This is a genomic window from Shewanella morhuae (assembly GCF_900156405.1).
GTDB lineage: Bacteria > Pseudomonadota > Gammaproteobacteria > Enterobacterales > Shewanellaceae > Shewanella > Shewanella morhuae.
The window spans coordinates 1-15,080 of the sequence record NZ_FTNN01000012.1; the positions used below are offsets into that span (position 1 = coordinate 1).

Genomic DNA, 15,080 nt, shown 5'->3' on the forward strand with positions numbered 1-15,080 from the left:
GGGCAACTAAGCTAATGAAAAAGCTAGGATTAGTCAGTTGCCAACAACCGAAACATCACTACAAGAAGGCAGGGAAGGAGCATGTCGCTATCCCCAATATACTCGAACGACAATTTGCAGTGGTTGAACCAAACACCGTCTGGTGTGGCGATGTCACTTACATTTGGGCGGGTAATCGCTGGTGTTATTTAGCGGTTGTGCTGGACTTATTTTCGAGAAAAGCGGTGGGTTGGGCAATGTCATTTTCACCAGATACTGAGTTAACGGTGAAAGCACTGGAAATGGCATTTGAATCACGGAGTAAGCCTAAAAACCTGATATTTCACTCAGACCAAGGCAGCCATTACACTAGCCTTAAATACCGTCAACGGCTGTGGAAATATCAAATCACCCAGAGCATGAGTCGTCGAGGTAACTGCTGGGATAATGCGCCAATGGAGCGATTTTTCAGGAGTTTAAAAACAGAATGGGTGCCAACGCAAGGCTATAAGAGTTTTGTTGAAGCTAAACAGGATGTGACTAATTATATTATTGGCTATTACAGCCAAGTCAGGCCACATCATTATAATGCAGGATTAAGCCCAAATGAATCAGAGCGAAGATTTTGGGAAGATTCTAAAGCCGTGGCCAAATTTAGTTGACCACTACATAGATTGCAGTATGAGAAGTTGTGCTTGTTTGCTTAGCACTTCAGGCTTCAATGCGGCAAGCACGTTTTCTAACTCTTCTGGTAAAAAAGCGTTATCAGAAAGTTTAATCTCCTTTTTTAGATGCCCGAGCAGATTGTGATAGGATGCAAAAAATTCGTTTTCAATTTTTTCTGACTTTTTATTTTTTACAGCAATTGATGGCGATATGCTGTTTAAAAATGCGGTGCGGCATTCTATGTATAATGGATGTAGCTTCCCCTCTTTTGATAGCTGGATTATGAAAGCACTGACTTTAGTGGTTGCCATCCTACCTCCCTGAATAACTTATCTAAGATAGGCACTAATTCATTAATGGCTTCGATATGGCTTAACGCTGAGTAATTTCCTATTGGTACTTCACCAGCTTGCCAATGACCCATTTGAAAGTTGATTAACTCAGGATCGACTCCTTGATCTAATAAACTACTTTTTAACCAGTGACGACCTGCATTGGCTGGTATAGAGTTTTTTTCCTTTAGTACGCTAATTAATTGTGAAGGAGACAAGCTGCGGGTAACAATTCCTGACTTTTGCTTTTGAAAGAAAAAAAATGGACCATGTTGACTTCGGGAGTTTCTTATCTTTGTATACCAAGCTGAGGCTTGTAAATTGTCATAGCTTAATACTTGCCGATCAACATCGATTATATTATCTAGTTCGCTGCATAATTGTGGCATTAATAGCCGCAACAATCCGCGCAAACAGCTAAGGTGCCTTCGATATTCGACTAATTGAGCCGTTAACACTGATGGGATTGCGACAATACGTGAATGAGTAAAGTCGCTATCGTCTTTGTCGCTTATTCCCATCAAATTAAAAGAAGGTAGAAACAAAGCCAAGGTAGGTAATGGATTCCAAGCCGCACGATAGCCGGTACCAAACAGCAACATCCATGCAGTGTAAGCTACAAATGCATTATGATAGGCTAAAATATCCTCTAACCTGTGTTGAGGTGTTGGGAATAACGCCTTTGTTTGCAAAGACAAATGGATTATCAATTGCTGAATAGTGGCTTGTGTAGGAGTAAATGTCGAGCCCAAATATTGCTCGTCTTGCTGCCTGTATCTCAACTCAAATAAGCTGACTGTAAGTGGGTTACCACTGTAAACGGAGATCCCCTTTTCAACATCGTTCCAAAAATGCAATAACTGCTCACAGCGTTTTTGATCTCGAACACTTGAATAACTGCGGGCGACTCGAGTTGTATACATATTAACTGCATAACTAAAATCGATATAAATGGGATCTATCACATTTGTAGAGTTGATGTAATTGCATACAAAGTTGGTTAATCTTTTAAGACTTAAACGCCCACCACCGGAGTTGTCAGAAATTTTCGCCAGCTTTTGGGCCAATTTAGACTCAATTTTTTCAACGTCAACGTCCTCAATAAGATTGCCGACTAAACGTGCTCCCATGTGAATGGTGATTAATTTAACCAAAAAGTTTGGACACGCAGTAAAGACATCTTCAACCGTTTTTCTTAGCCCTATTTGGTTCAGACGAGGTCCTGTTGAGTGCGATAGAGGAAAACACCACCATCCATTTCCGCTAGGATCGATATAAAGACCTTGTTTTTTAGATGACAAAGCACGAAACACACACAGATTTTTGACCTCTGAAACCGATTTACTGAGAATCAGCATAGTCCATAGAATTATTGCGGTTTCTCGAGTTGATCCGCGACGGCCATAAACCAATAATTTTTTAGCGAGCAGGTAGAGTTCGGCAGGCATCAATAACTGAGTATTTTGCATGCCGATGTTATGAGATCGTCTTACTCGGCTAGTAACATCAATTTCAGTCCGGTGCTTAACCATTGGATTAAAATTAATTGCAACGTCAAGCAACGCCGTTCTGTCTCGCTTTTCCGACATATCAGCATTAGCCATCACAAATGATTGCGACGGGTAGAAATCATCTTCGTCCAGACCTTCGCTATCTGGAATCATATTATCTTGTGGCAATATCGCAGATAAACCATCATCAGTCCCCACTATGGGGTCGGTAACCGGATCTCCATATCTCTTGGGTCCTCTATCTTTATCGCCATGTCCACGAGTACGGCTAATGGCGGGACACCAACTATTGCGAAAAAAATGGCGCAGAACTCTAACATGGGACGTCGGATAAATATTAAGTTTGCTATATTTTCCAGCAAAAATGCTATCGAGATTAGCTGCTATTGATTCTGGGCTATCAAGATGAGAATTCAAAATGTGTACTCGACTAGCGTCGAACGTCTTATGTCCAAATTCCATCATTAATCGAAAATTACTGCATGCCTCCTCTTCTCTTGATGTCGTTTTAGTGGCAAGTTCAGGATCAGTCAGCGAGTCAAGGGTATCAAAATACTGCTTGATGAAGGCGGCAAGTAACGCACAGGAATGGTAATCAACTTTATATTTCCAAGAACAGATCAAAAGCACATAAAATGGGCGTTCATGACACCATCCCTTACGATACGTGTTTCGATAAAACTCTTTGTTTATTGATAAATCGTTGACTACCATTTGGTGTGCGTGGAAGGCATTATAAATGTAAGGCGCAAGACACAACATTTTTTGAATAAAATTCGCTACTTCAGTAGAAACATTATTCACACGGGTAATTAACCCGATTAGTTGGGAAAAAGCACTCAGATCATCAGGCGCATTGACCCGTTCTAGAAACTCATGGAGATCAGCTAAAATGGCATCGGAATCGATCTCTATAGCGTTTATCTTACAATAGCCTTCTATGTGTTTTAGAACTTTTTGTTCAAGTATTGTCATTTTAACTTCACCGATTTAGTACTGATATGTAGCCATCGACATAGTTCAGTCTTTGTTTTAATCGACGGGAATAATGACTGCCATTCGGGGGAAAAAAATACTGATGGCTGATCTACACTCGTAAACAAATGGGGCAATGTATAGTTAATGGTATCGGCGCTAATATCCACAAATTCTTTTAACAGCGGCCTCACTACATCGTTCATTAAAATTAATCGTCTCAGTTGCGCCTTGGGTCTTCGAGACAGGACTAAACAAGGGACGGTTGAATCCCCATTTTTGGCATATTTGGCCTTGTATAACTTCTGAAAAGTTAATAAACCTGATAACACCCGATAATGTCCTGCTTCGGTTTTACAAACCAAAAATGGGGACTGATAGGCATCGAGTAAAATGGTAACTGGTGATTCGAATGAATCATCTGAACTTGGCTTCAATGCGCTGATTAAATTAAAGCTCTTAGCAAATTCCTCCACATCTTTATCAAGACTGATGAACTTCAAATCGACCCTCTCTAGTTGAACACCTTCAAGAAGCTTTTCCAATTCACGTCGTATGATTTCAACTTGATGATTCATCTGCAAACCTACCCTGCGATGGAATAGTGGTCAAAAATGACATTTACAGGTTGTGCCTAAAGTGTGCCAAAATCAAGTAAATAAATGCTTAAAAATACGCCAAAACACCTAGAGAAGTGAGTTTGGATTTATATTGATCTCTATAAAACATATAGTTATGTTAATAATGCTAAATTGGCTTTTATCTAATTAATGAATACTAACGTCTTGACATGGTAGGGGTCGGTGGTTCGAGCCCACTCGGGTGTACCATTTCTACAAAATCCTATTTAAATATAATCAATTCTACAAAACCCCTCTAAAATCTAAAAAATTATCTACCATTTTATGAATATCTAATCCCTCATTATTTGTACAAGACTATTTTTTATACCTAAAAGCGAAATCTAATCAGCTTAAGCTGTGTTATTAGGGAGTTGATTTAGCAATAAAAAAACCAGCCGAAGCTGGTTTTTATGCTAGCAGTGACCGAGTTTACGCTATAACGATAAAGCCAATAAACGCCAGTACAGCAGCGATGAGTGCATACGGTAGTTGAGTCACTGCATGGCTCACTAAATTACAACCTGAGCCTTGAGCGGCTAATACGGTTGAATCTGAGTAGAAACATGCTTGGCTACCAAATGATGACGCAGAGAGTAAAGCGCCAATCACTAACGGGATATCTGCCCCAACCGATTGCGCTAATGGCATCACAATGGGAATGGTCACCGCAAATATACCCCAGCTAGAACCAGTGGCAAATGCAAGAATAGCCATCGATAAAAATACTACCGCTGGCAGTAATTTAGGCGTCATAAACGGACTAAGTGATTCAATTACGTATTGCGGCAGTAATAGCTGATCGCACACATCCTTAAACACAAATGCCGCAATGACCGTGCTAATTGCCGGTAACATGCTTTTAAAGCCGTCAATCATCTGATCCATCATCTCGGATAACGGCATCAAGCGCTGCAACGCATAATAAGGGATGGTGATAACCAGTGTTGCAAGCAGCCCTTTCCACACGTCAATATCAAAATAAACCGTAAAGGCGACCAGTAAACAAATTGGCACTAAGAAGTTATGTAGCTGCCCTTGGCTATCGGCATTTTTAAACTCTTCCTCTATCGCTTTAACCGCATACTCATCTGAGGTTTGTACTTGGTCGAAATCGACTTGCGCGTGCGCTGGCTTGCCTTGTACCGCGCGTAGCTGCGCCGTTTTCATCGGCCCAATGGCTGGTACTATGCCTAATACAACAAGCAATACCATCGCCACTGCTAGCCAAGCATACAGCATATAAGGAATTGCTTGCATATAAACGGCAATACCCTGGCCTTCGGCGGCAACACCGTTGTCTACCAATAATCCACCGAAAAATACCGCCCAAGTCGATAACGGTACTAATACGCACACGGGTGCGGCAGTAGAATCAACCACGTAGGCAAGCATTTCACGGGATACTTTAAACTTATCGGTAACACGCTTCATGGTTTCACCCACGGTGAGCGCATTAAGATAATCATCGATAAAAATCACAATCCCAAGAATAAACGTCATCAATAGAGATGATTTAGGTCCCTTGGCAAATTTAAGTGCATTACGGCCAAACGCTAATGCGCCGCCAGTGCGGACCAAAAGTGCAATGAGCGCACCAAAACCACCACACACCAGAATTAACCACCCTATGGTTTCATCGGTCATGACTTGCAATGACACTTTGGCAAAATTGTTTAATACTTGACTGGGATCGAGTAACAGGAAACCGGTTACCGCACCTATGATCAGAGATAAAATGGGACGGCGTAACCAAATAGCTAACACCAATACCACCAAAGGTGGGATGAGACTTAACGCTGTCGGTTCAGACATGCACTTAGGTCCTCTAAATTAATCGCCAAAAAGGCAAATGGTTTTAGAATAACGCTTAGAATCAACACAATTCAAACGCTAATATAGCTGCTTCATGATGACTAACCCTGCAGATAAAACCCGCTAATTGCTTGCTATCTAAGGTGCCTTGCCAAAAACATCGCGCAGAAAATAAAGCGCATCGAATACTGAGTCAACCTTAAATTTAATTTGATCAAAAATAAATTTATTGTCCACCGCGAAAAACCATTACAACGTATTGATTTAAAATAACTTTAACTCATTTTCAACTTAAGTAATTATGTTCCTCCGCATTTAATAAGCATTCAATTAATATGCCTATTTATCACTAGATGTGGTTTAGCTCGTATAATGTTGCAGAAGTGTAACTTATCAAAAATTCGAGGTTAAAAATCAACCATTAAGCATTCACTAAAATACACTTATATATATCCAGCACCGCCACACTATGATGGATAAAAAATAATGGATAAAAATGTAAGTTCTTAGATTTAACGTTTTCACCTCAGCCACAAAATAAAGAGTGATGAGTTAGCCTGACTATCCCATTAGCTCCATCGGAACATTCACTATTTGACTTACCTTTAGCCCTGAAATGCATACAGCCTGTTTATTTAGCCATACAACACAGCTAAAACCACTCAAATTAACACTAAAGTCAGAACATAAAACTTGTTCTTATTTCATTAATCGACTGTTAAAGCATATTTAACTAAGCTGTTTTCATAAATAAAGTCTAATTCTGTGCATCCTCCCTCTTTCATCTAAACCGAAATTTCGTTATGGTGCGCTAACTTAAGCTAATTTTTTTGCATGTTCCGAGGTGTAAATGCGCCCTATCATTAAATCCAACAAGCTGGATAGCGTTTGCTACGACATACGCGGCCCAGTGCACAAGGAAGCCAGACGTTTAGAAGATGAAGGCCACAGAATACTCAAGCTCAACATTGGTAATCCCGCGCCTTTTGGTTTTGAAGCGCCAGAAGAGATTGTCCGTGATGTAATACTCAATTTACCCAGCGCCCAAGGCTACTGCGAATCAAAAGGATTATTCTCTGCCCGTAAGGCCATTGTGCAGCATTATCAAGCACAAGGAATTTTTGGGGTCGATATCGAAGATATCTATATCGGTAATGGGGTTTCTGAACTCATTATGATGGCAATGCAAGGGCTGCTTAATACCGATGATGAGATTTTAATCCCTTCACCAGACTATCCATTGTGGACGGCTGCGGCCAATCTTGCCGGTGGCAAAGCGGTACATTATCGTTGCGATGAAGAAGCAGACTGGTTTCCCGATCTCAATGACATCAAAAGCAAAATTTCATCACGTACCCGCGGTATTGTATTAATTAACCCCAATAATCCAACAGGTGCGGTTTACAGCAAAGAACTACTGCTGCAAGTCGTCGAGCTTTGTCGTGAACACAGCCTGATTTTATTTGCCGATGAAATCTACGATAAAATTTTATATGACGAAGCTCAGCATGTTCCTGCTGCTGGCCTGTCGGACGATATTTTAACCGTAACCTTTAATGGTTTATCAAAGGCTTATCGCGCGGCGGGCTTTCGGGTCGGTTGGATGATGTTGTCAGGTAACCTTAAGGCAGCTAAAAGTTATATTGAAGGCTTAGAGATGCTTTCCTCGATGCGTCTATGTGCGAACGTACCCAATCAACATGCAATTCAAACGGCGCTCGGTGGCTATCAGAGTATTAATGAACTTATTCTACCTAATGGCCGCTTAACCATTCAGCGTGATGCTTGTTATGAGCTATTAAATCAAATCCCCGGTGTCAGCGTGAAAAAGCCTAAAGGCGCGTTGTATGCTTTTCCAAAATTAGATATGAAAAAATTTAATCTACGGGATGATGAGCGCTTAGTGCTGGATTTACTCAGAGAGAAAAAAATCCTATTGGTGCATGGTACAGCCTTTAATTGGCCTGAGCCGGATCATTTACGAGTGGTATTTTTACCCTACAAGGAAGATCTCAACAAGGCATTGACCGAATTTGGTACTTTTCTTGAGACCTACCGACAGTAGTTCAGTTCGGTATTATTGCTGAGCAATTATGAACCCAATAAAGCGATCCTATGGATCGCTTTATTTTTATCTCTTTTCATTAAATCCTGCGCCTATCTGCTCACTTGTCATCCAAGGCTGTGATAATCTAATCATTCACTTGGGTACACCTGCCATTTTATGTGAACTGTTTTCAATTGAAGGTCACTGCCCCACTTTACTCATTAGAAGGAAAAACATGAGTCACTTATTTGCTCATTTAGCTCGAATGAAGCTTATCCAACGCTGGCCTTTAATGTACAACGTTCGCACCGAAAACGTCCAAGAACACTCGCTGCAAGTTGCTATGGTGGCCCATGCGTTAGTTATCATCAGCAATAAAAAATTTGGTACAGCGCTCGACCCACATCAAGCCACAAGTCTAGCCATTTTCCACGATGCCAGTGAAATCCTCACCGGTGACTTGCCAACGCCAGTCAAATACTTCAATAAAGAAATCGAAGCCGAGTATAAAAAGATTGAGGCGATTGCCGAACAACGCATGTTAGACATGGTGCCAGAAGAATTTAAAGAGGATTATCGCAGCCTATTTATCAGTGATTATGCAGATCCTATATACAAGACCCTCGTTAAATCCGCCGATACTCTGTGCGCTTATCTTAAGTGCTTAGAAGAGAATCGCGCCGGTAACAGTGAGTTTAATACTGCCCGTAAGCGTCTCGAAAATATGCTGGCCACTAATCCCGATCCAGCAGTCAGCTATTTTATGAATTGCTTTGTGCCCAGTTTCACGCTTAATTTAGATGAAATTAACAAGATGCTTTGATTTTTCACTCTCGCTAGGAATGCATATGACTCCAAATGTTTGGCAAGAACGCCGCCATGGTGAAGATAAACAGAGGCGTTTTGATCATCGCACGCCCTATCAACGCGATAGAGCGCGCATTTTACACTCTGCTGCTTTTAGGCGCCTGCAGGCTAAGACCCAAGTGCTCGGCGTTGGCATGAATGATTTTTATCGTACTCGGTTAACCCACTCCCTTGAAGTCTCGCAAATTGGTACGGGTATCGCCGCCCAGCTCAGACGTAAATATCCACAACATAAACAGCTACTGTGCTCTATGAGCTTACTCGAGTCGCTGTGCTTGGCGCACGATATTGGTCATCCGCCTTTTGGTCATGGCGGCGAAGTAGCCTTAAATTACATGATGCGCGACCACGGCGGTTTTGAAGGCAATGGCCAAACCTTTCGCATTTTATCTAAACTAGAACCCTACACCTTAGATTTCGGCATGAATTTATGCAGGCGTACCATGCTCGGAATTTTGAAATACCCTGCACCGCATTCACAACTATTTGTTGCGGGTGAACATAGTGAAATCACCAACCATAGACAGCTCAAGCCGTCACAATGGCCGCCTGTTAAGGGCATTTTCGACGACGATAGCGACATCTTTGCTTGGGTGCTTGAACCTCTATCAGAGCAAGATTGCCACCGATTTACCTCAGCTCAACAAAGCTCACACCCAGCTCTGCACCACTATCCGCATTTACGGACCCAGTTTAAATCCTTCGATTGCTCTATTATGGAGCTGGCCGATGATATCGCCTATGCGGTGCACGATCTTGAAGATGCGATTGTGATGGGCATAGTAACAGCATCGCAATGGCAACAAGATGTGGCGCCAACACTCACTCACAGTGCTGATACTTGGATAAAACAAGAGCTGGCCGATATTGGTAATAAGCTATTTTCCCACGAGCACCATCTGCGTAAAGATGCCATTGGTACACTGGTTAATGGCTTTGTTACCGCGATTGTGATTACTGAAGATGAGGCTTTTGAGACGCCGTTACTACGCTTTAATGCAACCCTAGAGCCCGATTTTGCCATGGCGCTTAATGTGCTTAAGCAGTTGGTTTATAAATACGTTATCCGTAAACCTGAAATTCAAATGCTTGAATATAAAGGCCAACAAATCGTGATGGGATTATTTGAGGCCTTTGCTTCTGATCCTGAGCGTTTATTGCCGCTGAACACGCAAGAGCGCTGGCGTGAAAGCGAGCAAAAAGGCTTGAACAGCCATAGGATACTCGCGGACTATATTTCAGGGATGACGGATGAGTTTGCGGGAAGGCTGTATCAGCAGTTATTTAGCCCAAGAGCAGGCTCGAATGTTGAGCTTAGCAAAGAAATGTAAGCCAATATTTGTACTAACGAACTTTACCTATTACTGCAGAAATACTTAAAAAACATACTCGTAAAATTAAATGCAACAGATGAAAAAAACCACCTTGCGGTGGTTTTTTGTTTCATCTTAATTTAAAACTCGTCTTATAAAGCGCCGATGGCTTCTTTACAAAGCTGAGTGATCCGATCCCAATCACCATGCTCCATTGCATCAGTTGGCGCAATCCAGCTGCCACCAATACAATCAACATTTTTTAGCGCTAAGTAATCTTTATAGCTGCTTGGGGTAATGCCGCCTGTTGGGCAGAAGCGAATATCTGCTAACGGACCAGAAAAAGCTTTTAGTGCATCCACACCGCCAGAGGCTTCAGCTGGGAAGAATTTAAAATGAGTGTAACCGAGCGCCATACCCGTCATCACTTCAGAAATACTCGCAACACCAGGAATTAATGGTACAGGGCCATCCATACCCGCTTTAAGCAGTTCAACCGTTGCACCTGGGGTGATAATAAACTGTGCGCCAGCAGCAACAGCTTGATCAAGTTGGGCTTTATTTAAAATCGTCCCTGCACCCACTAACGCCTCAGGCACTTCTTTGGCAATTTTAGTGATAGCCTCAAGTGCACAAGGCGTACGCAGTGTCACTTCTAACACACTAATACCACCGGCAACCAGTGCTCGTGCTAATGGCACCGCATGTTCAATTTTGTTAATCACCATCACAGGAACAATCGGGCTGCGTTTAAAAATATCTTGTGGTTGTAGTGACCAGTTATTCTCAAGCATTACGTTATTCTTCCTTTGTATTAATAAAGTTCATCGATGGCATTAGTACAACGCGCACCAGTTTCAGGACTGCTTAGATTTGAACGTAGTGCACTAAATAATTCACGGCCCATACCATAACGAGAGTGATGTAAATCAACGATACCCGCAGTTCTGCTAGCTAGTTCAGCCTCAGGTACGAGCAGGCTTAGCTCGCCGGTTAGCGCATCAACACGGATCAAGTCGCCATCTTGGATTTTGGCAATTAAGCCGCCATCTAGGGCTTCCGGCGTCAAGTGAATCGCCGCAGGGACTTTACCCGAAGCGCCAGACATACGACCATCTGTCAGTAGCGCCACTTTAAAGCCTTTGTCCTGAAGCGTGCCCAATAATGGGGTTAACTTATGCAGTTCTGGCATGCCGTTGGCTTTTGGACCTTGGCCCTTAACCACCACCACACAATCTCTATCTAAGCTGCCTGATTGGAACAAAGCATCGAGTTTGTTTTGATCGTCAATCACCACAGCGGGCGCCTCGACGATTCTGTGCTGCGCTTGTACCGCAGACACTTTAATCACCGCACGGCCTAAGTTACCTTTTAATAATTTCAAGCCGCCATTGGCTTGGAAAGGCGTAGACACAGAGGTTAATACTTCTTTATCTAAACTTTCCGTTGGCCCATCAACCCAGCGCAGTTCACCATCAAGTAATCTTGGTTCTTGGGTATAACGGTGCAAACCAAAGCCTGCAACAGTATTTACATCCTCATGTAAGAGACCCGCATCAAGTAATTCTTTGACCAAATAAGCCATACCGCCTGCTGCATGGAAATGGTTAATATCGGCATGACCATTTGGATAAACGCGTGCCACTAATGGCACTGCATCGGATAATTCAGAAAAATCATCCCAGTTCACAATAATACCGGCAGCGCGCGCTGCGGCAACAATGTGCATGGTCAAGTTAGTTGAACCACCTGTCGCTAACAGCGCCACAATGCCGTTAACCACTGACTTCTCACTGACCACTTCACCGATTGGAGTATATTGCGTGCCCATTTCGGTTAAACGGCATACTTGCTTAGCCGCCATTTTATTTAAGGCTTCACGCAGTGGATCGTCTGGATTAACAAAAGAAGAACCCGGTAACTGTAGACCCATGACTTCAAGCATCAGTTGATTCGAGTTGGCAGTACCGTAAAAAGTACATGTACCCGCACTATGGTATGACTGAGATTCCGCTTCAAGTAACTGCGCGCGATCTACTTTTCCTTGGGCAAATTGCTGACGAATGCGCGCTTTTTCTTTATTCGGGATACCTGATTTCATCGGTCCTGCTGGTACGAATAGCATAGGTAAGTGACCAAAACTTAGCGCACCAATAAGCAAGCCAGGTACAATTTTATCGCAAATCCCGAGCAGTAAAGCACCATCAAACATATTGTGAGACAAGCCCACTGCCGTTGCCATGGCGATGACTTCGCGGCTCAGTAAGCTCAGCTCCATACCGAGTTGACCTTGAGTCACACCATCACACATTGCTGGCACACCGGCCGCAACTTGAGCAACACTACCGACTTCCTGACACGCTTTTTTCAGCAACTCAGGGTAGTGCTCGTAGGGTTGATGCGCTGACAACATATCGTTGAACGCGGTAACAATGCCAATATTGGCTTTGGTCAATTGGCGTAAGGCATTTTTATCATCTGGGTTACAGGCAGCAAAACCATGGGCTAAATTGCCACAGCTTAACGAACTACGGTGTACACCATTATTGCGTGCATCATTTAATGCGGCTAAATAACCTTCGCGAGATGCTTTGCTACGGGCAACAATTCTGTCGGTAACAGCTTGAACTACTGAGTGCATTTTGGCTCCTTAAGCGCTCCAGAACACATCAACGGGCGTTTTACGCTGCGCTAATATGGCTCTAATGGGCATGGCATGAACATCGTCACTTTCTAACGCTTGACGATATACGGATAGTTTCTGTTCCCCGACCAAGTGCAGATAAATTTGTCTGCTGTTCAAGATTGCGCTCTTTGAAAGCGTGATCCTGCCATGGGGCGCTGTGGTAGGGTTAGTCGCCACGCACAGAGCTTGAGTTGTTAGCGCATTATCAAGCTCAGCGCTACAGGGGAACCACGAACAAGTATGACCATCGTTACCCATACCTAATACCACCACATCAAAAGGACGTGGGAAATTAGACAAAGATTCAGCGGCCATATCGGCGCCGGCCTCTGCGGTCGAGAACATATTTTTCAAACCACGAAATTTGGCATTCGCTGCACGGTTTTGTAATAAATGCTCTCGCACCAAACGTTCATTAGAAGCATCGGCGTCGGCTTCAACCCAGCGCTCATCGGCAAGAGTAATGTAAACATCACTCCAATCAATGGACTTCATGCTCAGTAGTTGAAATAAGTTAAGCGGTGTTGAACCGCCGGAAACCACCAAACTGGCTTTCCCGCGGGCATCAACCGCCTCTTGTAACTGGCTGGCAATTCTATTTGCCAGCTGTTGTTCTAACGCACTTGGCGTATCGAAAGATTTAAATACGGTTTCTTTAATCATTAAAGCCTCCTACTCGTCCCACGAACGGCCGTCTTTCGTGATCAAGGCAACCGATGCAACCGGTCCCCACGTACCTGCTGGATAAGGTTTTGGCTTTTCATTGCTTTGCTCCCACGACTGGATAATGCCATCAACCCAAGTCCATGCTTGCTCAACTTCATCGCGGCGTACAAATAGCGCTTGATTACCCAGCATAGCTTCAAGTAATAATCGCTCATAGGCGTCAGCGATACGCTCATTTTTAAAGGTATCAGAGAAGCTCAAATCGAGTTTGGTGGTTTGTAGACGTTGTTTTTGCTCCAGACCCGGTACTTTATTCATCATCTGAATTTCAACCCCTTCATGGGGCTGCAAACGGATCGTTAGCTTGTTTGGTGGCAGATTACGGTAGCTTGAGCGATAGAGGTTATGCGGTGGATTTTTGAAATACACCACGATTTCAGAGCTCTTGAACGGCATACGTTTACCGCTACGCAAATAGAAAGGCACGCCAGCCCAGCGCCAGTTATCGATATCCACACGAATCGCCACGAAAGTTTCAGTGTTCGACTGAGTGTTAGCGCCTTCTTCTTCAAGATAACCCGGTACAGGGCTGCCCTTTAAGAAGCCTGCACTATACTGACCGCGTACGGTATTTTCATACACATTGTCAGAATTGATCGGCCGCAGTGATTTAAGTACTTTCACTTTTTCATCACGAATGCTGTCGGCGTCTAAGTTAACGGGTGGATCCATGGCAACCAGTGTCAACACTTGTAACAAATGGTTTTGGATCATGTCGCGCATTTGGCCAGCTTTGTCGAAATATCCCCAACGGCCTTCAATCCCCACTTCTTCAGCAACGGTGATCTGGACGTGGTCAATCGTGCGGTTATCCCACTTGGAGGCAAATAGCGAGTTGGCAAAACGCAGCGCAATCAAGTTTTGTACGGTTTCTTTACCTAAGTAATGGTCAATACGGTAAACCTGACGTTCTTTGAAGTAGGCCGAAACTTGATCATTGATGACGTGAGAAGATTCTAAATCTGAGCCAATGGGCTTTTCGAGCACGACTCGTGAGTCTGGATGAATAAGATCTTGTTCATGCAAACAACGGCAGATGTCACCAAATATCGATGGCGGCGTGGCAAAGTAGCTGACCATGACGCGCTCTTCTGGTTTGAGCAAATCATGAAACGCACTGTAACCAGTAGAATCAGTGAAATTAGTGCCTATATAATGGCAGCGGGACAGGAAACGTTGCAGAGTCTCGTCACACAAAGGCTCTTTCACGAAAGTGTTTAATGCAAGCGTGACTAATTCGATAAACTCATCTTGAGTAAACTCGTCTTTCGCGACACCGATCACTTTCGTATCTTTATCGAGAAGTTCAGCTTTATCTAGCTGGTATAAAGAAGGTAACAACTTGCGTCGTGCCAAATCGCCTTTAGTACCAAAGAGTACGAAGTCACAAGCTTTGGCGCTTGATGTTGTTTTGCCCATTGCGTTACGATCTCCTTTGTATGCTGTGTCCCTTCATGTCGATGAAGAAATCCACACTTTTGTTGTAATATAACAACAGAATTTGTTAAATGCATCAAATTTTATCAATATTAACATTCTAGCT

12 protein-coding genes are annotated in these 15,080 nt (G+C 43.2%); 4 read left to right on the plus strand and 8 right to left on the minus strand.

Features of this window, described 5'->3' with window-relative positions; translation table 11 throughout:
• Positions 1 to 641: IS3 family transposase (locus BW947_RS13680; protein ID WP_076500456.1), on the plus strand; the 641-nt coding region annotated here is incomplete at its 5' end.
• Between the two features lie 3 nt (positions 642 to 644).
• Here BW947_RS13680 and BW947_RS13685 read toward each other — a convergent pair.
• From BW947_RS13685 to BW947_RS13700, 4 genes are all read right to left on the minus strand, one after another.
• Positions 645 to 956: a hypothetical protein gene (locus BW947_RS13685; RefSeq protein WP_208606974.1), complete on the minus strand. Its 312-nt coding sequence runs from the start codon at positions 954 to 956 to the stop codon at positions 645 to 647.
• A complete protein-coding gene (locus BW947_RS13690; protein WP_076500458.1) occupies positions 926 to 3,463 on the minus strand; it encodes a site-specific integrase in 2,538 nt (845 codons plus the stop codon). Before BW947_RS13690 ends, BW947_RS13685 begins: the two co-directional genes overlap by 31 nt.
• A complete protein-coding gene (locus tag BW947_RS13695; RefSeq protein WP_076500461.1) occupies positions 3,460 to 4,041 on the minus strand; it encodes a hypothetical protein in 582 nt (193 codons plus the stop codon). The genes BW947_RS13690 and BW947_RS13695 overlap by 4 nt, the downstream gene beginning before the upstream one ends.
• Before the next feature lie 474 nt (positions 4,042 to 4,515).
• A complete protein-coding gene (locus BW947_RS13700) occupies positions 4,516 to 5,898 on the minus strand; it encodes a Na+/H+ antiporter NhaC family protein (RefSeq protein WP_076500464.1) in 1,383 nt (460 codons plus the stop codon).
• A gap of 850 nt (positions 5,899 to 6,748) precedes the next feature.
• Between BW947_RS13700 and BW947_RS13705 the strand changes: the two genes are divergently transcribed.
• From BW947_RS13705 to BW947_RS13715, 3 genes are all read left to right on the plus strand, one after another.
• Complete coding sequence (locus BW947_RS13705; RefSeq protein WP_076500466.1) at positions 6,749 to 7,963, plus strand: pyridoxal phosphate-dependent aminotransferase; 1,215 nt, start codon at positions 6,749 to 6,751, stop codon at positions 7,961 to 7,963.
• A 217-nt stretch (positions 7,964 to 8,180) separates the two neighbouring features.
• Positions 8,181 to 8,768 carry a 5'-deoxynucleotidase gene (gene yfbR, locus BW947_RS13710; protein WP_076500468.1) on the plus strand — a complete coding sequence of 196 codons (588 nt, stop codon included), beginning with the start codon at positions 8,181 to 8,183 and terminating at the stop codon, positions 8,766 to 8,768.
• A 25-nt stretch (positions 8,769 to 8,793) separates the two neighbouring features.
• Entirely contained in the window at positions 8,794 to 10,143 is a 1,350-nt protein-coding gene (locus BW947_RS13715) for an anti-phage deoxyguanosine triphosphatase (protein ID WP_076500469.1), read from the plus strand.
• Between the two features lie 134 nt (positions 10,144 to 10,277).
• Here BW947_RS13715 and BW947_RS13720 read toward each other — a convergent pair whose 3' ends face one another.
• Genes BW947_RS13720 through zwf form a run of 4 tightly spaced genes read right to left on the minus strand, consistent with a single transcriptional unit; the run spans position 10,278 to position 14,956 of the window.
• Positions 10,278 to 10,919 carry a bifunctional 4-hydroxy-2-oxoglutarate aldolase/2-dehydro-3-deoxy-phosphogluconate aldolase gene (locus BW947_RS13720; protein ID WP_076500470.1) on the minus strand — a complete coding sequence of 214 codons (642 nt, stop codon included), beginning with the start codon at positions 10,917 to 10,919 and terminating at the stop codon, positions 10,278 to 10,280.
• A 20-nt stretch (positions 10,920 to 10,939) separates the two neighbouring features.
• The gene (edd, locus tag BW947_RS13725; protein WP_076500471.1) at positions 10,940 to 12,766 is read right to left on the minus strand and encodes a phosphogluconate dehydratase; all 1,827 of its coding nucleotides are present in this window, start codon (positions 12,764 to 12,766) and stop codon (positions 10,940 to 10,942) included.
• A gap of 9 nt (positions 12,767 to 12,775) precedes the next feature.
• Positions 12,776 to 13,474, minus strand: a complete 699-nt coding sequence (gene pgl, locus BW947_RS13730) for a 6-phosphogluconolactonase (RefSeq protein WP_076500473.1) — start codon at positions 13,472 to 13,474, stop codon at positions 12,776 to 12,778.
• Between the two features lie 9 nt (positions 13,475 to 13,483).
• Complete coding sequence (zwf, locus tag BW947_RS13735; protein WP_076500475.1) at positions 13,484 to 14,956, minus strand: glucose-6-phosphate dehydrogenase; 1,473 nt, start codon at positions 14,954 to 14,956, stop codon at positions 13,484 to 13,486.
• Positions 14,957 to 15,080: the final 124 nt, after the last annotated feature.